This is a genomic window from Rhizobium phaseoli (genome assembly GCF_010668805.1).
In the GTDB taxonomy this organism is placed as follows: Bacteria; Pseudomonadota; Alphaproteobacteria; order Rhizobiales; family Rhizobiaceae; genus Rhizobium; species Rhizobium phaseoli_A.
Genome location: NZ_WUFT01000001.1, coordinates 111,191 through 131,455, shown reverse-complemented (window position 1 = coordinate 131,455; position 20,265 = coordinate 111,191). Strand labels below are relative to the sequence as shown.

The following is a 20,265-nucleotide window of genomic DNA, read 5'->3' as shown; positions in this document are numbered from 1 at the left end:
CGGCTGAGACCGGCGACCCGCACGAGCCCGAGGGAGCAAGACGCTCGATGCTTGTCCAGCTTCAATATCTGCGCGCTATCGCGGCGCTGATGGTCGTCTATTTCCACGCGATCTTGCAGCTGGCCAAGGTCAATCCCGCCGTCGACGCCTCCACCTTCGTCTATGGCGAGACCGGCGTCGACATCTTCTTCGTGCTCAGCGGTTTGGTGATGTGGCTAACGACGAGCGGGCGCGCGATGAGCCCCATCGATTTCGCCCGCCGGCGCATCAAACGCATCGTGCCGCTCTATTGGCTGGCAACGCTGTTTTCGGCCGTCGTGGCGCTGACTGCTCCGTCATTGCTGAAATCGACAGTGTTCGACCTGCCGCATCTCATCGCCTCGCTATTCTTTCTCCCATGGGCCAATGCCGCGGATCCGAGCACGATCACCCCCGTCGTCGTGCCGGGCTGGACGCTGAATTACGAGATGTTCTTCTACTTCGTGTTTGCGCTGCTGCTGCCGCTCCCGGAAGTCCGCCGGATTCCAGCGATGTTTGCCGTCTTTGCCGTGATCCTGATCGTCTGCCGGCTGCTGCCTGAGATGACGGCCAGCCGGTTCTACGGCGAGCCGATCATCCTGGAATTTCTCGCCGGTGTCGTGCTCGGCTGGTTGTATAGGCAGAAGCTTCTTCTGCCGAACCGCTGGGCATGGGCGGCACTGGCCCTGGGGTTCGCATTTCTCTTCATCAACGAGGCGCTGATGGGGCCGGAAAGCCGGTTCTACGCCTGGGGGATCCCGGCGATCTTCATCGTCTACGGCGCGGTCTCCATCGACTTTTCCAGGCTGCCTTTTATCGGCTGGCTGAACTATCTCGGCGACTGCTCCTACAGCATCTATATCACTCACGCCTTCACGCTGGCTTTTCTCAGGGTCGCCGCCGACCACCTGCCGATCGGCATCCTGAAGCAGCCGGTGCTCTTCGTGATCCTGTCGCTGGCGCTGTCGTCGATCGGCGGCGCCCTCATCCACGAAATCACCACGCCCCGGCGAAAGGTGGTGGTGGCGGGCCGCCCGCCGGCCTAGAGCCTTTCCTGGTCAGATTGAATCATTCTGTTGGCTCAAACGGAGTCGGATGGTCGACCGGCCGGCGCGCGTCGTAGCCCAGCTCTACGGCCAAGCCGGCCGGTCGATCAGCCGGCCCGTTTCAGCCAACCCGAAGGGCCGGGCATCTTTCCGCCAGGATCAGAGTCGATCGGCTCGGACGTACCAAGGGGTATGCCCATCGCCAATCGCCTCTGCCCTGACGAAAACCTGCTCCGGCAGAATGCTTCAATCTGAGCAGGAAAGACTCTAGATTCAGCCCTCGAAGGCGAGAATACGCATCCCGGCGGCGCTGGCGGCACAGTTTTTCGCGCAACTTCTCCTAAGCTATGCCCAACGTGAGGGAACTTGCAGAACGTGACGGTTCATCTTGCAATTTGTCGCATCAATGAAAGTGCGCAGGCCTGTTCGCGGCCGGGGCTTTGATCTAAGCACGGCGGCGGTCTTGAAGAGGGAAGAGCGAGAGACATGAGAAGCTATGTATTGACAGTATCCTGCAAGTCGACGCGCGGCATCGTGGCGGCGATTTCGAGTTATCTGGCCGACAAGGGCTGCAACATCATCGACAGCTCGCAGTTCGACGATCTCGATACCGGCAAGTTCTTCATGCGCGTCAGCTTCATCTCGGAAGAGGGTCTTTCGGGCACCGAGATCGGCGCCGATTTTTCACCGGTCGCCGCCCCCTTTTCGATGGATTACGAGTTTCACGACAGCGAGAAGCGCATGAAGGTGCTGCTGATGGTGTCGCGCTTCGGCCATTGTCTCAACGACCTGCTCTATCGCTGGAAGATCGGCGCGCTGCCGATCGACATCGTCGGCGTCGTTTCCAACCATTTCGACTACCAGAAGGTCGTGGTCAACCACGACATCCCCTTCCACCATATTCCGGTCACCAAGGCCAACAAGGTTCAGGCCGAAGCCCGTATCATGGAGGTGGCCGAGCAGACCGGCACCGAGCTGATCGTGCTCGCCCGCTACATGCAGATCCTGTCGGACGAGATGTGCCAGAAGATGTCGGGCAAGATCATCAACATCCACCATTCCTTCCTGCCGAGCTTCAAGGGCGCCAACCCCTACAAGCAGGCCTATGGCCGCGGCGTCAAGCTGATCGGGGCAACCGCGCATTACGTCACCGCCGATCTCGACGAAGGCCCGATCATCGAGCAGGACACGGCGCGCATCACCCATGCGCAGTCGCCCGACGACTATGTCTCGATCGGCCGCGATGTCGAAAGCCAGGTGCTGGCCCGCGCCATCCACGCCCATATTCACCATCGCACCTTCATCAACGGCAACCGCACCGTGGTCTTCCCGGCAAGCCCCGGCAGCTACGCCTCCGAACGCATGGGTTGAACGCGGCCGAGGCCCACATCTCTTTTGCTGGCAAAGACAATCTCCCGTTGCCTGCCAGCAGCAAGTATTTGATTATCGCCTTCAATAGGTAATCGAATCATGCTGCGGGAGGGGTGTCATGACCGACGAGGCGCTTGTTGATCGTATGACGCTGCCGCGTCCCGACGTGACCGTTGCCGATGCGGAAGAGATCCTGCTTGCCCATTACAGTCTGTCCGGCACCGTTGCCGAACTCGGCAGCCAGCAAGATCGGAACTTCCGCGTCGATAGCGATCGCGGTCGCTACGTCCTGAAGATCTGCCATGCCGTCTACGAGACCCGTGAACTCCAGGCGCAGAATGCGGCGATCCATCACCTCAAGAGCAAGCAGGATGCGCCGCGCGTTCCCAATGTGATCGCCACGAATGAGGGACGGGAGATCCTCGTCCTGACCGTGCGCGGACAGGGCTACCAGGTCCGGCTGCTCGAATATCTGGAAGGCCAGGGGCTGACGGAACTGACCTATCTGGCGCCGGCTTCCGTCGCTGCGCTCGGCGCGCTCTGCGCGCGGCTGGCGCTGGCGCTTGCCGATTTCAACCATCCCGGCCTCGACCGCAGCCTGCAATGGGATCTCAGGCGCGCCGGGCCGGTCGCGGTGCAACTGCTTTCCGTCATCACCGACAGCGCCGCGCGCGACCGGATCGCCAAGACCATGGTGATGGCGGTCCGCCGCATCCAGCCCTTGGCGCCGTCGCTTCGGCTGCAGGCCGTGCATCACGACGTTACCGGCGACAATGTCGTCGGTCACCGCAATGCCCATGGCCATATAATCCCCGACGGGGTGATCGATTTCGGCGACATCATCCGCGGCTGGCTGGTCGGCGACCTCGCCGTCACCTGCGCCTCGCTGCTGCATCATGCCGAGGGCGACCCTTTTCATATCCTGCCCGCCGTCACCGCCTATCAGGCGATCTATCCGCTGACCGGGGAGGAGCTGAAGGCGCTCTGGCCATTGATCGTCGCGCGCGCGGTCATTCTCGTCGCCAGCGGCGAGCAGCAGATTTCCGTCGACCCCGAGAATGACTATGTCCGCGGCAATCTCGACCTTGAGCGGGCGATCTTCGATACGGCGATGTCCGTTCCTTTCGAGCTGATGGAAGCGGCGATCCTCAAGGCAGCCGGCGCCGATGTCGCCGCCCCGGAAACATCGGGATGGCTGCCGCTGCTGCCTGACATCGAGCCCGCCGGGATCGCCTATGTCGATCTTGGGGTACGGAGCCCGCATTTTTCCGCCGGCAACTGGCTGAATGCCGACATGGACTGGCGGCTGCTTGCCCGCGCCGCGACCGAAAATGGCACGGCAGCGACGCGTTACGGCGAATACCGGCTTTCGCGGGCGGGAACCGCCAAGGGGCAGGCGACCGCAGCCCTGCATATCGATATTTGCCTTGCCGCGGGCAGCGCGGTTGCTGCGCCCTTTGCCGGCCGCATCGGCTGGAAGGACCAGCATCTGACGCTGACCAGCGACAGCATGACCCTGCACCTCGACGGGCTCGACCTGTCGGTCGAGAATGAGGCCGAGCTTGCCGCCGGCGATCCGCTCGGCACCGTTGTCGGAGAGGCTTCGTCGCTCGGCGGGCTGCGCGTTCAGCTTTGCAGCGTCGCGGGGCTCGAGCCGCCGCTCTTTGCCACACCGAGCGAGACAGCAGCCTGGACGGTGCTCTGCCCGTCTCCCTCGCTGCTTCTCGGCCCTGGAGCCGATGCGCCGAAACCGGAAACCGCCGCGCTGCTCGCCAGGCGGCACGCGCATCTGGCAGGGGCGCAGAAGAATTATTATGCAGCGCCGCCGCAGATCGAGCGCGGCTGGAAGGAACATCTGTTCGATGTCGAGGGCCGCGCCTATCTCGACATGGTCAACAACGTCTCCATTCTCGGCCATGGCAATCCCAAGCTTGCGGCGGCGATCAGTGCGCAATGGCTGCGGCTCAACACCAATTCACGCTTCCACTATGCGGCGATCACGGAATTTTCCGAGCGGCTCGCAGCGCTTTCACCGGATGGGCTCGACGCGGTCTTCCTCGTCAACAGCGGCTCGGAGGCGAACGATCTGGCGATCCGGCTGGCGCAGGCCCATAGCGGCGCGCGCAACATGCTCTGCCTGCTCGAAGCCTATCACGGCTGGTCGGCGGCAAGCGACGCCGTCTCCACCTCGATCGCCGACAATCCGCAGGCACTGACCACCCGTCCAGACTGGGTGCATGCCGTCGTGTCGCCGAATACCTATCGCGGTGCATTCCGCGGTCCCGATACGGCGACCAGCTATCTCGGCGCCATAACGCCCGTGCTGGAGGCGATCGACGCCGGCGGCAATGGCCTTGCCGGCTTCATCTGCGAATCGGTCTACGGCAATGCCGGCGGCATTCCGCTGCCGGACGGGTATCTCGGCCAGGTCTATGCGCAGGTGCGCGCCCGCGGCGGCCTCTGCATCGCCGACGAAGTGCAGGTCGGCTATTCCAGGCTCGGACATTATTTCTGGGGCTTCGAGCAGCAAGGGGTCGTGCCTGACATAATCACCGTGGCCAAGGGCATGGGCAACGGCCATCCGCTCGGCGCCGTCATCACCACGCGGGAGATCGCCGGGTCGCTGGAGAAGGAGGGCACGTTCTTTTCCTCCACCGGCGGCAGCCCGGTCAGCTGCATCGCCGGCATGGCGGTGCTCGACATCATGGCCGAGGAGATGCTGCAGGAAAATGCCCGGACGGTCGGCGATCACCTGAAGGCGCGGCTTGCCGCACTGATCGACCGCCATCCGATTGCCGGCGCCGTGCATGGCATGGGGCTCTATCTCGGCCTCGAATTCGTCCGCGACAGAACAACGCTGGAGCCGGCGAGCGAAGAGACGGCGGCAATCTGCGACCGGCTGCTGACCCTCGGCGTCATCATGCAGCCGACCGGTGATCACCAAAACGTGCTGAAGATCAAGCCGCCGCTCTGCCTCAGCATCGAAAGCGCTGATTTCTTCGCGGACATGCTGGAGAAGGTGCTCGAGGAAGGCTGGTGAGCGGGGCTCTTTCCGCATTAACGAAATCGGTCATTTCGAGGCATTTCGATTTTTAACGAAACGGGCCATTGCCTGATTCAGCCGGGCTTCCTATGTCTGCTGCGGCGATCGATAGAACGCTGATTCTGTCATGTGAATTTTACGATGAGCTGATATGTTTCTTTCCGTAAGTTTCCACTTGGATGGAATGAAATTTTTCGGATCGTCGATTTTTTGACACGTTTCGGAATATGTTTCTGACAGGCTGCAGGGTAATCTCTACCAAGTCGGTGGATTATCAAAGACAGCCATCGCCGGCCCCGGGCTCTTCCGGGACCTCTCAAGTGCAACGCCAACGCAAGGAACGAGCATGATAAATATCGATATTCTCGCCGATCTCCTTGGGCGATCTGTGCTTGGCAATGACCGTCCGGGCGCCCTCTCCCGCCCGAACTGTCGAATGTGACGTTCGTCCTCCTTTCAACGGTACCAGACAAGTCAATTCGCCATGGCTGCGCATGTCGCGCGGCAGGAGTTCTATCTATGAAGAAGCAAGTTATCGAATATGCAGGCGTTCCCGTCGGGATCGTCATTCCCGATGAAGACCGGCTGAAGTTCATCGCCGTGAAATTTCATGTCCACGACCTCGACGAGCAGCGTTTCGGCTCGCCGGACGAGGTGCGGCTGGCCATCCACGACCTGATGACCCGCCGTCATCCGAAGCCGCTTCATGCCTGAGGGCATGAGGCCGGCACTCGCATTCACGGCTTTTCCGATGTTCGACCGGTCCCGCCATTCGGGGCCGGTCTTGTTTTTTGAGGGCAATTGCAGTCCTATCGGCGGTCTTTGCGTCTAGAGTATTTCCGTTTTTCTTCGAATCACGAAAATGCTCTATCTCTTTGTCTTCACGCAATTCCCGGCGAAAGCGCTTCGCGCTTTGCCTGGCAAAACCGCTGCACACTTTTGCTGGAATTCCGCCCGTGCCCGATCTTCTCAACCTCATCACCGATATCGATGGCGTTTCCGTCGGCCATGCGACCGATCTTGCGCTCGGTTCCGGCGTCACGGTCATCGTCTTCGACGCGCCGGCCGTGGCCTCCGGCACGGTGCTCGGCGGCGCGCCGGGCGGGCGCGACACCGGCCTGCTCGATCCGTCGATGACCGTCAATGCCGTGGATGCCTTCGTGCTCTCCGGCGGCTCGGCTTTCGGGCTGGATGCCGCCGGCGGCGTACAGGCAGGATTGCGCGAACTCGGCCGCGGCTTTGCCGTCGGGCCGGTGCGCATACCGATCGTGCCGCAGGCGATCCTGATGGACCTGCTGAACGGCGGCGACAAGGATTGGGGGCTGCACTCACCCTATCGCGATATGGGTTACGCCGCCTTGAAGGCGGCCGCCAAGGGCGCCTTTGCGCTCGGCACCATAGGCGCCGGCACGGGTGCGACGACAGCCACCTTCAAGGGCGGGCTCGGATCGGCCAGCGCCGTCAGCAGCGCCGGCCACCGCGTCGGGGCTGTTGTCGCCGTCAATGCGCTCGGCTCGCCAACGATTGGCGACGGGCCGCATTTCTGGGCGGCACCCTTTGAAAAAGACGGGGAATTCGGCGGGCTCGGCATGCCTGCGGTGGCTGATCACAGGATGCGGCTCAAGGGTATGAACGGGCCGGCGACGACGATCGGCGCAGTGGTGACCGACGCGCAGCTGACCAAGGCCGAGGCGCACCGGCTGTCGCTCGCCGGTCATGACGGGCTTGCGCGGGCACTGCTGCCGGCACATCTGCCGCTCGACGGCGACACCGTCTTTGCCGCCTCGACGGCCAGGCATCGCCGCGACGACATGGCGAGCCTGATGGAACTTTGCCACCTCACAACCATCGTCATGGCGCGGGCGATCGCCCGCGGCGTCTACGCCGCCACCGCGCTGCCGGCCGAGGGCGCGCAAAAGGCATGGCGCGACCGCTATCCTGACGGTCATTGATTGAATAGGGTCGCAACCCGGGCAGAATGGCGGAGAGACGTGAATGCAGATCCGGGCGCTGATGTATTTCGACGAGCTGGTCAGGACCAATTCGATGCGCCAGGCGGCCGAGAACCTCAACGTCGCGCCGACGGCGATCAGCCGGCAGATCGAGAACCTCGAACATCATTTCGGTGCGCCGCTCGTCGAACGCAGCGCCCGCGGCGTCAAGCTGACGGCCGCCGGCGAACTGCTTGCTGCCCGCGCCGGCCGCACGCTGCGCGAACTCGATCACGTGCAGCAGCTGATCGAAGACCTGAAGGGACTGCAGCGCGGCCATGTCAGCATCTATGCCAATGGCGCCACCGTCACCAATCTGCTGGCGCCTGTACTGGCCGAATTCAGCCTGAACTATCCGCAGCTGCGCTTTAGCGTGACGATCACCAGCGCGCGGCAGGCGGTCGATGCCGTCAACAGCGCCGAGGCGGATATTGCTGTGACGTTGTTTGCGCCAGCGATGTCCGGCACCAAGGTGCGCCTGCGCTCCGAGATCGCCTATGACCTCATCGCCACGCCTGAGCATCCCGCCGCCGCTTATGCCGAAATCCCCATCAGGAAACTCACCGACTACGCATTGGCGCTGCCGGAGAAATCCTTCGGCTTCCGCCAGGCCTTCGACGCCCTATTCGAAAAGGAGGGGTTGGACCTCGATCCCGTCTTCGTCACCAGTTCGCTCGAAATGCTGAAGGAACTGGTGCTCAGCGGTGCCGCAGTCACACTCCTGCCGGCGCTGACCGTCCGCCGCGAAATCGAAGCGGGCCAACTTCTGGCTATTCCGCTCTCCGGCAAGACCGGCATTCGCACCCACATCGATCTCTGCATTGCCCCGGATCGGCAGCTATCCTTTGCGGCAACGACGCTGCTCGACTTCATCGAGACCTTCATGCGCGAGCTTACGGACAGCCGGACCGAGAGGAAAGGCTGACGTTCCGGCTTGCAATGGCGGCGAATTTGCTGTGTAGCTATTTCGGCTACACTAAGCGCATGAGATCGTCATTATGTGTGCACTTGATAGCGACATTTTATCCGCAGAGGTCGTCGCCGTCGAGCGCGAGATAGGGAACAGGATGATCAGGGTTTCGTTGGTGCCTTCGGCGCGTTTCGTCCGCCGGCTTTGCCTCGGTGCCGGGATTTCGGCCGGCCTGGTGATGACGGCGATGACGCCGGCGCAGGCAGCGAAGACCACCCTGAACATTGGCATGAGCGTCGAGCCGACCGGCCTCGACCCGACGATCGCGGCACCGGTGGCCATCGGCCAGGTGACCTGGCAGAACGTGTTCGAGGGACTGGTGACGATCGACCAGGCCGGCAAGATCCAGCCGCAGCTGGCGAAAAGCTGGGTGATTTCGCCCGATGGCCTGACCTACACCTTCAAGCTGCAGACAGGCGTCAAATTCCACGATGGCGAGGCTTTCGATGCGGCCAGCGCCAGGTTTTCGCTCGACCGCGCCCGCGGCGCGGATTCGGTCAATCCGCAGAAGCGCTTCTTCGCCTCGATCGCCTCGATCGATACGCCCGACGCCGAAACGCTGGTGCTGCATCTCTCGGCGCCGACCGGCAGCCTGATCTACTGGCTCGGCTGGCCGGCCTCGGTGATGCTCGCCCCCAAGACCGCTGCCGACGACAAGACCATGCCGGTGGGCACCGGCCCGTTCAAATTCGCCAGTTGGGCGAAGGGCGACAGGGTCGAGCTGGAAAAGAATGCCGATTACTGGAACAAGGCTGCGGCCGCCAAGCTCGACAAGGTGACCTTCCGCTTCATTGCCGATCCGCAGGCGCAGGCGGCGGCGCTGAAATCCGGCGATCTCGATGCCTTTCCGGAATTTGCCGCACCCGAGCTGATGAGTTCCTGGGATGGCGATGCGAGGCTGGTCACCAGGATCGGCAATACCGAGCTCAAGGTCGTTGCCGGGATGAACAATGCCAGGAAGCCGTTCGACGACAGACGCGTGCGCCAGGCGCTGATGATGGCGATCGACCGCAAGACGGTGATCGACGGCGCATGGTCCGGCCTCGGCACGCCGATCGGCAGCCACTACACGCCGAACGATCCCGGCTATCAGGATATGACCGGCGTGCTGCCTTACGATGTCGAGAAGGCGAAGGCGCTGCTGGCAGAAGCCGGCTATCCCAACGGCTTCACCTTCACGATCAAATCGCCGCAGATGGCCTATGCGCCGCGCAGCGCCGAGGTGATGCAGGCGATGTTTGCCGAGATCGGCGTGACGATGACTATCGAGCCGACCGAGTTTCCGGCGAAATGGGTCCAGGACATCATGAAGGACCGCAACTTCGACATGACGATCGTCGCCCATGCCGAGCCGCTCGACATCGACATCTACGGGCGCGATCCCTATTATTTCAACTATAAGAACCCGGTGTTTACCGCGCTGATGAAGAAGGTCCAGGAGACCGCCGATCCCGCCGCGCAGAACGCGATCTATGGCGAGGCCCAGAAGATCCTCGCCAAGGATGTGCCGGCGCTCTACCTCTTCGTCATGCCGAAACTCGGCGTCTGGGACAGGAAGCTGAGGGGGCTGTGGGAGAACGAACCGATCCCTTCCAACGTGTTGTCTGGGGTTTCGTGGGGGGAGTGAGGCGGCCTGATGGGGACGCAGGAGACCTTGGAGAGATCCGACATGTATTTGGCCGATATAGGACACAACCTTTCCCCTGTCTCGCCAAGTCAGTTCAACCCGGGCCGACATTGTTTGATTTTGCCGGCGGATGGCGCTCCTGGCGTCGGCGCCTCGGAAGGCTCCTTCCGCCCACCCCACCCTCCGTCATGCTCGGCCTTGAGCCGAGCATCCACACAGCACCCACCAGCAGCCGCGGCATGGATCCTCGGCTCAAGGCCGAGGATGACGGAGAGTGGGGTTGGCCTTCTCACCAAACCCACCGCCAGCACATCGGAGAGCCGCGGTGCCACACCGAAAGCGTGGCCCGAATGACCGCACTCCTCGCCCGTCGCTTCGCCGGTCTGCTTCTCACGCTTCTCATCGTCTCGCTGCTGATCTTCACGGTCATGGATCTCCTCCCCGGCGATCCCGCCTCGATCATGCTCGGCACCTCGGCAAGCCCGGAAACCTTAGCAGCGTTGCGTCACGATCTCGGGCTCGATCAGCCGCTTATCCTGCGTTACGGCCAATGGCTGGCCGGTGTATTCTCAGGCGACCTCGGCCAATCCTATACCTATGGCGTCCCGGTGGCCGGATTGATCGTCGAGCGGCTGGCGGTGACCCTGCCGCTGGCGCTGATGGCGATCGTGCTTTCGGTGGCAATTGCCCTGCCGCTTGGGGTGCTGGCCGCGTCGCGCCGCGGCGGTCTCATCGGCATCATCGCCACGCTGTTTTCGCAGATCAGCATTGCCGTGCCGGCCTTCTGGGTGGCGCTGCTGTTGATCATCCTGTTTTCGACGATGCTCGGGCTGATGCCGGCCGGCGGTTTCCCGGGCTGGAGCGCCGGTCTGCTACCCGCATTGCAGGCGCTGGTCATGCCGGCCGTCGCATTGGCGATGCCGCAGGCGGGCGTGTTGACGCGGGTGGCCCGTTCGGCGGTCATTGAGACGATGCATGAGGATTTTGCCCGCACCGCCATCGCCAAGGGGCTCTCTCCCAGAGTGGTGCTGTGGCGGCATATCGTGCCGAACGCGTTGATCCCGATCCTGACGATGATCGGGCTGCAATTCACCTTCCTCGTCGCCGGCGCGGTGCTGGTGGAAAACGTCTTCAACCTGCCCGGTCTCGGGCGGCTGGCGCTGCAGGCGCTCGCCCAGCGCGATATCATCGTGATGCAGGATGTCGTGCTGTTCTTCGCAGCCCTCGTCATCGTGGTGAACTTCGTCGTCGATCTCTCCTATCTGGCGATCGATCCCAGGATGAGAAAGGTGGTTTGAGGCATGGCTCCCGTTGTTTCCAGCGCCCTTGCCAGCCGCCTGGCCTTTAAGATTAGCCGGCGAATGAACCTGGTTTCCGGGGCGGTGATTATCGGTCTGCTGCTCGCCGTTGCGCTGCTGTCGCTCGTCTGGACGCCGCTGCCGCCGGCAAAAATGCAGATCATTCACAAACTGCAGCCACCGCTTGTCTTCGGCCTGCTCGGCACCGATCAGTTCGGCCGCGACGTGCTGTCGATGCTGATGGCGGGATGCTGGAATTCGCTGTCGATCGCCATCACCGCGGTTGCGATCGGCGGGACGCTCGGTTCGATCGCCGGCATTTCGGCGGCGGCGATCCGCGGCCTTTTCGAAACACTGCTGATGCGCATCTGCGACGTCATCTTCGCGCTGCCGCCGATCCTGTCGGCCATGGTGCTCGGCGCCTTTCTCGGGCCTGGCCGTTTTACCGCGATCACCGCGATCGCGGTCTTCATGATTCCGGTCTTTGCGCGGGTGACACTGGCAACCTCGCTGCAGGCCTGGAGCCGCGACTATGTCATGGCGGCGCGCGCGCTCGGCAATACGCGCCTGGCCATTTCGCTGCGCCATGTGCTGCCGAATATCATCAGCCAGATCATCGTGCATGGCGCCATTCAGCTCGGGCTGGCGATCCTGACCGAAGCCGGTCTCAGTTTCCTCGGGCTCGGTATGGCGCCGCCGGCGCCGAGCTGGGGCCGGATGCTGGCCGATTCGCAAACCTATCTGGCGCTCGCCCCCTGGCTAGCCGTCTTGCCCGGACTTGCCATCGCGATCGCCGTTTTTGGTTTCAACATGCTCGGCGACGGCTTGCGCGATCTTCTCGACCCGCGCGAGGCGCGCCGCTGATCAGCCGGTCGGGCGGCGGTAGCCGGTCGGCTGCTCGTAGAGCCAGCCGATACGCTTGACCGCGGCCTCGAAATTCTCGCGCGCCACCGTCATGCTGTGGCCGTTGGCGTGGAGGATGGTTTCCGGATCCTCGAAGACCGCGACATGGCCCTTCCAGAACACCAGGTCACCGCGGCGGATTTCGGCGCGGTCGATCGGCTCACCGAGGCCGGCTGCCTGCATGTCGGTATCCCGCGGCGCTGCCCTGCCGGTCATCAGCATCGCCAGCTGGACGAGGCCGGAGCAATCGATGCCAAGGCCGGAGCGTCCACCCCAGAGATAGGGCGTTTCCAGGAAACGGGCTGCGATCTCGACATAGTCGGCGCCATCGAGCGCGCCGATCGGTTGGACGTGCTTGGCGAAGATGGCGGTCCCGTCCTCGAGCACGACGTACCGATTGCCGCGCGCTTCCGCCTCGCCGGCGACATGCACGCGGCTTCCCATCGACAGGATGGCCTGGTGCGGCTTGCGCAATTCCGGCTCCGGATAGAGGAAGGTGCGCTGGACGGTGACGATATGGGTCGGTGCCATCAGGCCTTCCGACAGCGCCTCTGTAGGGAGATAACCGACATAACCGTCCGAGGCGGCTTTCACCCAGGACCAGCCGCCGGCGCGATCGAACAGCGTCACGTCCTCGCCAAGAAGCAGTTCGGTATCGATGCCACGCGCAAGATCCGGTTCGGGGCGCAGGCCGACGACCGGAACGGCGACACGCGCCGGCGCGCCGTCGACGAAACGCAAAGCCTCTACCTTGCCTTCGAGCCCCGCTTCGGCGAGATCGGGCCGATAGGCATGCAGCCGGCGGTCGAGCATCGTCATTGGCATTCCTTTCAAGTGGCCTTTCAAGTGGCCTTTCAGATGGCCTCTCAGAGCGGCAGCCGGCGGGCCTGATCACGGACGAGATCGCCGAGCTTTTCCAGGTACAGCGCACCGCCGACGGTGCGCTTGATAATCACGCTGCGCCGGTCGGCATCGTCGCGCACACGATCGACAAGGCCCATTTCGCCCATCGTATCCAAGGCGCGGGTGATGACCGGCTTGGTGACGCCAAGGGTGGCGGCAAGCCCGCGCACCGTATGCGGCGGCGGCACCAGATAAATATGCAGCAGGATCGCCATCTGGCGCAACGTCAAATCGCGGTCATCGTGGCGGACCTGATCGAGCGCCACGCCATGCCAGAGCCCCAGCGCCTGCGAGGCGGTCAGTTCGATCGGCACGGCCCCTCCGGAAGATCGTTACGCTAACGTTTCATTTTCCGGCAGTTGGCATGGACTTGCAAGAGGCGGCAGGAATTGCCGCCCGGCAGGGTGAATAAAATTTTAACGATCGGCGGAGGCGCAGCGCATCAACAGGTCACGCGATGCGCCCCGGCTCCAGCTGGCTATAGCGTCAGCGCAGGCTCTCGCGGATATGATGGAAGAGTGCGCGGATTGCCTGCGCTTCACCGCCGCCTGGCGAATGCGGCCGCTCGGACTGCGCCCAGCCGTAAATGTCGAAATGCGCCCAGCTCTTCGCCTTGCCGACGAAACGCTTGAGGAAGAGGGCGGCGGTGATCGCCCCCGCCATGCCGCCGGCCGGCGCATTGGTCAGATCGGCAAACTTGGTGCGGATATCCTTTTCGTAGCCGGAATAGAGCGGCAGGCGCCAGATCGGATCGTCCGTTTCCAGGCTCGCTTCGGTCAGGTCATGCGCCAGATTGGCGTCATCGGTGAAGAAGGGCGGCAGATCCGGACCGAGGGCGACACGGGCGGCACCGGTCAGTGTCGCCATGTCGATCAAGAGGTCGGGCTCTTCCTCGTCGGCATAGGCGAGCGCATCGGCAAGGATGAGACGGCCTTCAGCATCGGTATTGTCGATCTGAACGGTCAGACCCTTGCGGCTCTTATAGATGTCGCCGGGGCGGAAGGCGTTGGACGAGATGGCGTTTTCGACAACCGGGATGATGACGCGCAGGTCGACCTTCAGCTTGGCGTCCATGATCATCAGGGCAAGCCCCATGACATTCGCCGCGCCGCCCATATCCTTCTTCATCAGCAGCATGGAAGCGGCAGGCTTGATGTCGAGACCACCGGTATCGAAACAGACGCCCTTGCCGACGAGCGTCACCTTGCGGTGGCCCTTTTTGCCCCAGCGCAATTCGAGAAGGCGCGGTGCATCGGCGCTGGCGCGGCCGACGGTATGGACCAGCGGGAAGTTGTGTTTGAGCAGGTCGTCGCCTTTGATAACCGATATCTCTGCCTTGTAATGTGCGGCTAGGCCGCGGAAAGCCGCCTCGAGCTGTTCCGGCCCCATATCATTGGTCGGCGTGTTGATGAGGTCGCGGGCGAGAAAGACGCCGGCGAGCTGGCGCTTGATGTCGGCACTGTCGGCATCGCGGGGAATCATCAGCGTCGCCGCCAGCGTTTTTTCGGACTTATAGCGGTCGAAACGGTAGCTGCCGAGACCAAAGCCGAGAGCCAGGCGATTTGCCGTCAGCGGCGCAGTCTCGATGTGCCAGTCGCCGGCCGGCAGCGCCCGGGCGAGCCTGCCGGTGATGTATGGCTGCTCGGATGGATTGGTGCCGAGGCCAAAAAGCGCGCCGCCGAGATGGCCTTCGGCCGTCGGGATCAGCAGCACCGAACCGCTTTCGGCTTTGTAGCCCGCCCTGCGCGCCCAATCGAGCGCGATCGGATCGATCGTGCCGGTCTCGATATGGGCGGGAGTGACGGCAAAGATCGGCAGCGTCGAACCGCCCTTTGTGTTGAAAGGGGTCGCTCTCTCGATGAACTGATAGGGGGCCATGATTGTCCTTCGGCGGTCGTAAGGAATCACTCCTTAACGGTCTGTTAGGGTTAACAGACTATTGCTGGAGCGAAGATTGCGTCAAACCTTTCCCTGTTCCGCTTCGAGGTCAGGCGCCGATTTCGGAACTCAGGAACGCGTCATGCCTGCCTCGCTCACCACCACATTCACGAATCGTATCCTGCAGGGTGCTGCGGCATCGCTGATCGTCCTGGCACTTGCCGGCTGCTCGACGACCAAGGACCGGATGACGACAGGCTCGGTGCCGAAGCTCACCAAGCCGGTTGAAGAGATGGACGCGACCGAGTTGCGATCGGCAACCGACCGGCTCGGTCAGGCCTATGAAAAGAACCCGCGCGATCCCGTCACCGGCGTCAACTATGCCAATCTGCTGCGCATGAACGGCCGTGACACGCAGGCGCTCGCCGTCATGCAGCAGGTGGCGATCAGCAATCCCGCCGACCGCAACGTGCTCGCCGCCTACGGCAAGGCGCAGGCAGCGGCCGGCCAGTTTCAGCAGGCACTCGACACGATCGGCCGCGCCCAGACACCGGACCGTCCGGACTGGAAGCTGATCTCGGCCGAAGGCGCGATCCTCGACCAGATGGGCCGGGCAAGCGATGCCCGGCAGCGCTACCGTGACGCGCTCGACATCCAGCCGAACGAGCCCTCCATCCTTTCCAACCTCGGCATGTCCTATGTGCTGACCGGCGATCTGCGCACGGCTGAAACCTATCTGCGCTCCGCCGCCAGCCAACCCACAGCCGACAGCCGCGTCAGGCAGAACCTAGCCCTCGTCGTCGGCCTGCAGGGACATTTCCCCGAGGCCGAGCAGATCGCGCGGCGCGAACTTTCACCGCAGCAGGCCGATGCCAATGTCGCCTATCTAAGAGGCATGCTCTCGCAGCAGAATTCCTGGCAGAAACTCGCCGCCAAGGACAAGACGCCGGGTACGGCGGAGGCCAGCAATACCAACTGACCGACCGATCCAGATTGTGTCGTCGGCAGTCGGCCTTTTTAGCGGGCGCTCAGGCCCGACAGAATCAGGCGAAGGCCGAGGCCGCCCATGACGGTACCGGCGGCCCGGTCTATCCAGCTCTTCGATGCGAGATAGAGCCGCCGCGGATGGCGGGCCGAAAAGGCCAGCGCCACGATCGAATACCACCCCGCCTCCACAGCAAAGACGCCGAGCGGCAGCGCAACCATCAGATCGAGCGGCACCGTCCTCGGGAGAAGCGCGGCAAAGAGGCTGGCATAGACGATGATGGTCTTCGGGTTGCTGAGCTGGGTCAGCAGCGCGGTGGTGAAGCTTCGCATCGGTGCACGTTGGTTATCGCCGGCGTCGGAAACCTCCAGCGGCTGCGCAGCACCTCTCCAGATATTGACGGCGATAAAGATGAGATAGGCGCCGCCTGCGACCTTCAGCAAGACATAGAGCCATTCGAACTGAGACAGCAGCGCCGTCAGCCCGGCGAGTGCCAGCGCGGCAAAAACGACGCCGCCGGCACCCATGCCGAGTGCGGCCGCAAGACCGTCCAGCCGTGACCGCGAGATGGCAATCCTGGAAACGATGACGAAGCTCGGGCCGGGGCTCATGGCGCCGACTGCCAGGGCTGCCATGATGCTGATGAAAACGCCTGCAGAAGACATCCGATAACCCTCGTTTGAGATCGAAGGTTACCGCATAATTCCTCAAACCGGAATCGATTTAACCGGCCGCAAGCATCAGAACTTGTCTGACACCTGGATGCCGGCCGGGCCGAGAATGACGGCGATCAGCACCGGCAGGAAGAACAGGATCATCGGCACCGTCAGTTTCGGCGGCAGGGCGGCTGCCTTCTTTTCCGCCTCGTTCATGCGCTCGTCGCGGCCTTCCTGGGCGAGGACACGCAGCGCCTGTGCAACCGGCGTGCCGTAGCGATCGGCCTGGATCAGCGCTTGAGTGACCGAGCGTACCAGCTCGATCTGGGTGCGCGTGGCAAGATTTTCGAGCGCCATGCGGCGATCCGGCAAGAAGGAGAGCTCGGCCGTGGTCAGCACCATCTCCTCGGCGAGCGCCGGCGACTGCTCGCCGAGCTCTTCCGACACCCGACGCATTGCGGCCTCGATGGAGATGCCGGATTCGACGCAGATCAGCATCAGGTCCAGCGCATCCGGCCAGGCGCGTTTGATCGAGTGCTGACGCTTGCTCATGCGGTTCGAGATGTAGATGTTCGGCGCGTAGAAACCGACATAGCCGATGGCGATGACCGCGAACATGCGGATCGGCGTACCCCTTGCGGCGAGATGGCCGAGACCGAAAACCCAGAAGACGGCAAGCGCCAGGAAGAGGAAGGGCAGCAGGAACCGCGCTACGAGGAAGGTATTCAGCGCATTCTCGGAGCGAAAACCGGCAGCACGCAGCTTGTTGACGGTATTCTCGTCGACGAGCGCCTTGCGCAGGTTGAAGCGTTCGACGATCTGGCGGACCGAACGATTGTTCTGGTTCCTGAGCGAGGCTTTGCCGGAGCCGGTTTCGGCGTTCATGCGGGCGCGTTCGCGAGCGCGGATCTGCTCGCGCTCGGTCGAGACGGCCTTCATACGCTTGCTGAGATCGCCGCGCTCGAAGAAGGGGGTGGCGATCGTGTAAAACGTCGCGAAGACGGCAATCGCGACGAACAGCGCGATCAGCATGCTCGGATTGGTCAGGGTTGCGGCAAGGTCCTGCGTCATGGTGCGTCCTTCCGGCTAGATGTCAAAATTGACCATGTTGCGCATGACGAAGATGCCGATCGACATCCAGATCGCCGATACACCCATGATGAAATGGCCGCGCGGGTCGGTGAAAAGGATCATCATGTAGTTCGGCGACGTGAGATAGACGAGGGTCGCGACGATGAACGGCAGAGCACCGATGATGACGGCCGACGCCTTGGCTTCCATCGAAAGCGCCGAGACCTTGGCCTTCATTTTCCTGCGCTCGCGTATCACCTTGGAAAGGTTGCCGATCGCTTCCGACAAATTGCCGCCAGCCTGCGACTGGATAGCGATGACGATGGCGAAGAAGCTGACTTCCTGGAGCGGCATATGGGTCGTCATGCGGGCGCAGGCATCGGGGATGCTGAGGCCCACCTGCTGCGCCTCGATCACGCGCCGGAACTCGCTCTTGACCGGCTCGGTGCCTTCAGTTGCGATAAGACGGATCGCATCGTTGAGCGGCAGGCCCGATTTGATCGAGCGGGTGATGACGTCAAGCGCATTGGGGAGTTCGTTGAGGAACTTGTTCTGGCGGCGCTTGATCAGGAAGCCGACGATCCAGCGCGGAAGGCCGAGACCGGCGACCACGGCAATACCGAATATCACCATCAACGATACACCGATGATGAAAGCCATGAGCAGCAGCACGCCCGCGAAGACGGCGCTGATGAGATAGAATTTCCCGACCGTGATGGTTAGGCCGGCCTGCACCAGCCGGGATTTCATCGTCAGGGTCTTCTTGGTCTTTTCGTGCTGGCGCTTTTCCAGATCCTTCAGATTGTCCTGCACCGATTTCCGGCGTTTCGACATTTCCTGCACCCGGTCGCGTGCGGCCTTGACCTTGACCCGGTCGCTTTCGGCCGATTTGACGCGGTTGATGCGGCTTGCCGATTTCTTGTCGGCCTCGATCCGAGAAAACATCAGGGCATAGGCGACCGCCGCCGCGGAGATGGCGGCGAGGACGACGATTGCCAGCACTATCGGATCGAACCCGAACATCTCGCCTAATCCTTCGTTTTCGCTTCCATCGCGTCGAGGGCAGCGGCAAGACGCTTTTCCTCGTTGAAGTATCGGGCGCGATCCCAGAAATGCGGCTTGCCGACGCCGGTCGACATGTGCCGGCCGACCAGGCGGCCGGCCGCATCCTCGCCTTCGATTTCGTAGCGCATCAGGTCCTGGGTGATGATGACGTCGCCTTCCATGCCGATCACCTCGGTGATCTGGGTAATGCGGCGCGAGCCGTCGCGAAGGCGCGCCGCCTGGATGACCACGTCGACCGAGCTGGAAATGATCTCACGCACCGTCTTTGCCGGCAGGGTGAAGCCCCCCATGGCGATCATCGATTCGATACGGCTCAGGCATTCGCGCGGCGTATTGGCGTGGATAGTGCCCATCGAGCCGTCGTGACCGGTGTTCATCGCCTGCAGCAAGTCGAAAACTTCAGGTCCGCGCACTTCGCCGACGATGATGCGCTCGGGACGCATACGCAGGCAGTTCTTGACGAGATCGCGCATGGTAATCTCGCCCTCGCCTTCAATATTCGGCGGGCGCGTTTCCAACCGCACGACATGCGGCTGCTGCAGCTGCAGTTCGGCGGTATCCTCGCAGGTGATGACGCGTTCATCCCTGTCGATATAGTTGGTGAGGCAATTCAGCAGCGTCGTCTTGCCCGAGCCCGTGCCGCCCGAAATTACGACGTTGCAGCGCACACGCCCGATGATCTGCAACACGGTCGCGCCTTCCGGCGTGATCGCACCGAAACGGACGAGCTGATCGAGTGTCAGCTTGTCTTTCTTGAACTTGCGGATGGTGAGCGCCGGCCCGTCGATCGACAGCGGCGGGGCGATAACGTTGACACGCGAGCCATCGGGCAGGCGGGCGTCGCAGATCGGGCTCGATTCGTCGACACGGCGGCCGACCTGGCTGACGATGCGCTGGCAGATCGAAAGAAGCTGCGCATTGTCGCGGAAGCGGATCTCCGATTCGATCGTCTTGCCGCCGACTTCGATGAACGTCTGGCCGGCGCCGTTGACCATGATGTCGGCGATATCGTCGCGCGCCAGCAATGGCTCCAGCGGACCGTAGCCGAGGACGTCGTTGCAGATATCCTCGAGCAGTTCTTCCTGCTCGGAGATCGACATCGCAAAGTTCTTGATGGTTATGATGTCGTTGACGATGTCGCGGATTTCCTCGCGCGCGCTTTCACCGTCGAGTTTGGAAAGCTGCGAGAGATCGATCGTATCGATCAGCGCGGAAAAGACCTGCGCCTTGGTGTCGTAATATTCATCGGTTCGAGCAGGGCGCTTACGCTGCGGCGTCTGCATCGGCGGCGGCGTCACCTGCTGGCGTGCAGGCTCGCGTACGGGTTCGACCAGAATCGAGGGGGCAGAGGCCGCAGGGGCAGCGGCCGGAGCCGGCGGCGGGGGAGCAATCGCCCCTCCGACCTTTCCGGAACCTTCGTTTCCGCGTTTTCCAAACATG

The 20,265-nt window shown here is 62.7% G+C and carries 17 protein-coding genes; 10 read left to right on the top strand and 7 right to left on the bottom strand.

Translation table 11 applies throughout. The features are described 5' to 3' along the window. The first annotated feature begins 47 nt into the window (after nucleotides 1-47). The 9 genes from GR197_RS00655 (at nucleotide 48) to GR197_RS00610 (ending at nucleotide 12,228) form a co-directional block, all read left to right on the top strand. Complete coding sequence (locus tag GR197_RS00655; protein ID WP_164006570.1) at nucleotides 48-1,064, top strand: acyltransferase family protein; 1,017 nt, start codon at nucleotides 48-50, stop codon at nucleotides 1,062-1,064. Nucleotides 1,065-1,550: 486 nt separating this feature from the next. Then, complete coding sequence (purU, locus tag GR197_RS00645) at nucleotides 1,551-2,435, top strand: formyltetrahydrofolate deformylase (RefSeq protein ID WP_164006124.1); 885 nt, start codon at nucleotides 1,551-1,553, stop codon at nucleotides 2,433-2,435. 118 nt (nucleotides 2,436-2,553) lie between these two features. Further along, complete coding sequence (locus GR197_RS00640) at nucleotides 2,554-5,475, top strand: aminotransferase (RefSeq protein ID WP_164006123.1); 2,922 nt, start codon at nucleotides 2,554-2,556, stop codon at nucleotides 5,473-5,475. 522 nt (nucleotides 5,476-5,997) lie between these two features. Beyond that, nucleotides 5,998-6,192 carry a hypothetical protein gene (locus tag GR197_RS00635; protein WP_003544544.1) on the top strand — a complete coding sequence of 65 codons (195 nt, stop codon included), beginning with the start codon at nucleotides 5,998-6,000 and terminating at the stop codon, nucleotides 6,190-6,192. A gap of 242 nt (nucleotides 6,193-6,434) precedes the next feature. Beyond that, complete coding sequence (locus tag GR197_RS00630) at nucleotides 6,435-7,430, top strand: P1 family peptidase (RefSeq protein WP_164006122.1); 996 nt, start codon at nucleotides 6,435-6,437, stop codon at nucleotides 7,428-7,430. 43 nt (nucleotides 7,431-7,473) lie between these two features. Next, entirely contained in the window at nucleotides 7,474-8,394 is a 921-nt protein-coding gene (locus GR197_RS00625) for a LysR family transcriptional regulator (protein ID WP_164006121.1), read from the top strand. A 142-nt stretch (nucleotides 8,395-8,536) separates the two neighbouring features. Beyond that, nucleotides 8,537-10,066, top strand: coding sequence for an ABC transporter substrate-binding protein (locus GR197_RS00620; protein WP_164006569.1), 1,530 nt, complete (start codon nucleotides 8,537-8,539; stop codon nucleotides 10,064-10,066). Nucleotides 10,067-10,416: 350 nt separating this feature from the next. Beyond that, a complete protein-coding gene (locus GR197_RS00615; protein WP_164006120.1) occupies nucleotides 10,417-11,364 on the top strand; it encodes an ABC transporter permease in 948 nt (315 codons plus the stop codon). A gap of 3 nt (nucleotides 11,365-11,367) precedes the next feature. Next, nucleotides 11,368-12,228: an ABC transporter permease gene (locus GR197_RS00610; RefSeq protein ID WP_164006119.1), complete on the top strand. Its 861-nt coding sequence runs from the start codon at nucleotides 11,368-11,370 to the stop codon at nucleotides 12,226-12,228. On the opposite strand, the gene GR197_RS00605 is transcribed toward GR197_RS00610, so the two are convergent. From GR197_RS00605 to GR197_RS00595, 3 genes are all read right to left on the bottom strand, one after another. Further along, nucleotides 12,229-13,086 (bottom strand): NlpC/P60 family protein, encoded by an 858-nt coding sequence (locus GR197_RS00605; protein WP_164006118.1) that lies wholly within the window; start codon nucleotides 13,084-13,086, stop codon nucleotides 12,229-12,231. A gap of 47 nt (nucleotides 13,087-13,133) precedes the next feature. Then, nucleotides 13,134-13,484, bottom strand: coding sequence for a MarR family transcriptional regulator (locus tag GR197_RS00600; RefSeq protein ID WP_164006117.1), 351 nt, complete (start codon nucleotides 13,482-13,484; stop codon nucleotides 13,134-13,136). 172 nt (nucleotides 13,485-13,656) lie between these two features. After that, nucleotides 13,657-15,048 carry a leucyl aminopeptidase family protein gene (locus tag GR197_RS00595; protein WP_164006116.1) on the bottom strand — a complete coding sequence of 464 codons (1,392 nt, stop codon included), beginning with the start codon at nucleotides 15,046-15,048 and terminating at the stop codon, nucleotides 13,657-13,659. Between the two features lie 142 nt (nucleotides 15,049-15,190). On the opposite strand from GR197_RS00595, the gene GR197_RS00590 reads away from it, so the two are divergent. Beyond that, the gene (locus GR197_RS00590) at nucleotides 15,191-16,027 is read left to right on the top strand and encodes a tetratricopeptide repeat protein (RefSeq protein WP_164006115.1); all 837 of its coding nucleotides are present in this window, start codon (nucleotides 15,191-15,193) and stop codon (nucleotides 16,025-16,027) included. Between the two features lie 38 nt (nucleotides 16,028-16,065). On the opposite strand, the gene GR197_RS00585 is transcribed toward GR197_RS00590, so the two are convergent. The 4 genes from GR197_RS00585 to GR197_RS00570 all read right to left on the bottom strand — a co-directional run bounded on the left by GR197_RS00585 (nucleotide 16,066) and on the right by GR197_RS00570 (nucleotide 20,264). Further along, nucleotides 16,066-16,698: a LysE family translocator gene (locus GR197_RS00585; protein WP_164006114.1), complete on the bottom strand. Its 633-nt coding sequence runs from the start codon at nucleotides 16,696-16,698 to the stop codon at nucleotides 16,066-16,068. Between the two features lie 75 nt (nucleotides 16,699-16,773). After that, complete coding sequence (locus GR197_RS00580; protein WP_164006113.1) at nucleotides 16,774-17,760, bottom strand: type II secretion system F family protein; 987 nt, start codon at nucleotides 17,758-17,760, stop codon at nucleotides 16,774-16,776. Nucleotides 17,761-17,775: 15 nt separating this feature from the next. Further along, nucleotides 17,776-18,783, bottom strand: a complete 1,008-nt coding sequence (locus tag GR197_RS00575) for a type II secretion system F family protein (RefSeq protein ID WP_164006112.1) — start codon at nucleotides 18,781-18,783, stop codon at nucleotides 17,776-17,778. Nucleotides 18,784-18,788: 5 nt separating this feature from the next. After that, the gene (locus GR197_RS00570; RefSeq protein WP_164006111.1) at nucleotides 18,789-20,264 is read right to left on the bottom strand and encodes a CpaF family protein; all 1,476 of its coding nucleotides are present in this window, start codon (nucleotides 20,262-20,264) and stop codon (nucleotides 18,789-18,791) included. Between the last annotated feature and the right edge of the window lies 1 nt (nucleotide 20,265).

Bases quoted from the DNA above. Each gene is read 5' to 3' on its own strand.
- GR197_RS00655 (WP_164006570.1), top strand. From the start codon at position 48: ATGCTTGTCCAGCTTCAATATCTGCGCGCTATCGCGGCGCTGATGGTC.
- purU (WP_164006124.1), top strand. From the start codon at position 1,551: ATGAGAAGCTATGTATTGACAGTATCCTGCAAGTCGACGCGCGGCATC.
- GR197_RS00640 (WP_164006123.1), top strand. From the start codon at position 2,554: ATGACCGACGAGGCGCTTGTTGATCGTATGACGCTGCCGCGTCCCGAC.
- GR197_RS00635 (WP_003544544.1), top strand. From the start codon at position 5,998: ATGAAGAAGCAAGTTATCGAATATGCAGGCGTTCCCGTCGGGATCGTC.
- GR197_RS00625 (WP_164006121.1), top strand. From the start codon at position 7,474: ATGCAGATCCGGGCGCTGATGTATTTCGACGAGCTGGTCAGGACCAAT.
- GR197_RS00620 (WP_164006569.1), top strand. From the start codon at position 8,537: ATGATCAGGGTTTCGTTGGTGCCTTCGGCGCGTTTCGTCCGCCGGCTT.
- GR197_RS00615 (WP_164006120.1), top strand. From the start codon at position 10,417: ATGACCGCACTCCTCGCCCGTCGCTTCGCCGGTCTGCTTCTCACGCTT.
- GR197_RS00610 (WP_164006119.1), top strand. From the start codon at position 11,368: ATGGCTCCCGTTGTTTCCAGCGCCCTTGCCAGCCGCCTGGCCTTTAAG.
- GR197_RS00605 (WP_164006118.1), bottom strand. From the start codon at position 13,086: ATGACGATGCTCGACCGCCGGCTGCATGCCTATCGGCCCGATCTCGCC.
- GR197_RS00595 (WP_164006116.1), bottom strand. From the start codon at position 15,048: ATGGCCCCCTATCAGTTCATCGAGAGAGCGACCCCTTTCAACACAAAG.
- GR197_RS00590 (WP_164006115.1), top strand. From the start codon at position 15,191: ATGCCTGCCTCGCTCACCACCACATTCACGAATCGTATCCTGCAGGGT.
- GR197_RS00585 (WP_164006114.1), bottom strand. From the start codon at position 16,698: ATGTCTTCTGCAGGCGTTTTCATCAGCATCATGGCAGCCCTGGCAGTC.
- GR197_RS00580 (WP_164006113.1), bottom strand. From the start codon at position 17,760: ATGACGCAGGACCTTGCCGCAACCCTGACCAATCCGAGCATGCTGATC.
- GR197_RS00575 (WP_164006112.1), bottom strand. From the start codon at position 18,783: ATGTTCGGGTTCGATCCGATAGTGCTGGCAATCGTCGTCCTCGCCGCC.
- GR197_RS00570 (WP_164006111.1), bottom strand. From the start codon at position 20,264: ATGTTTGGAAAACGCGGAAACGAAGGTTCCGGAAAGGTCGGAGGGGCG.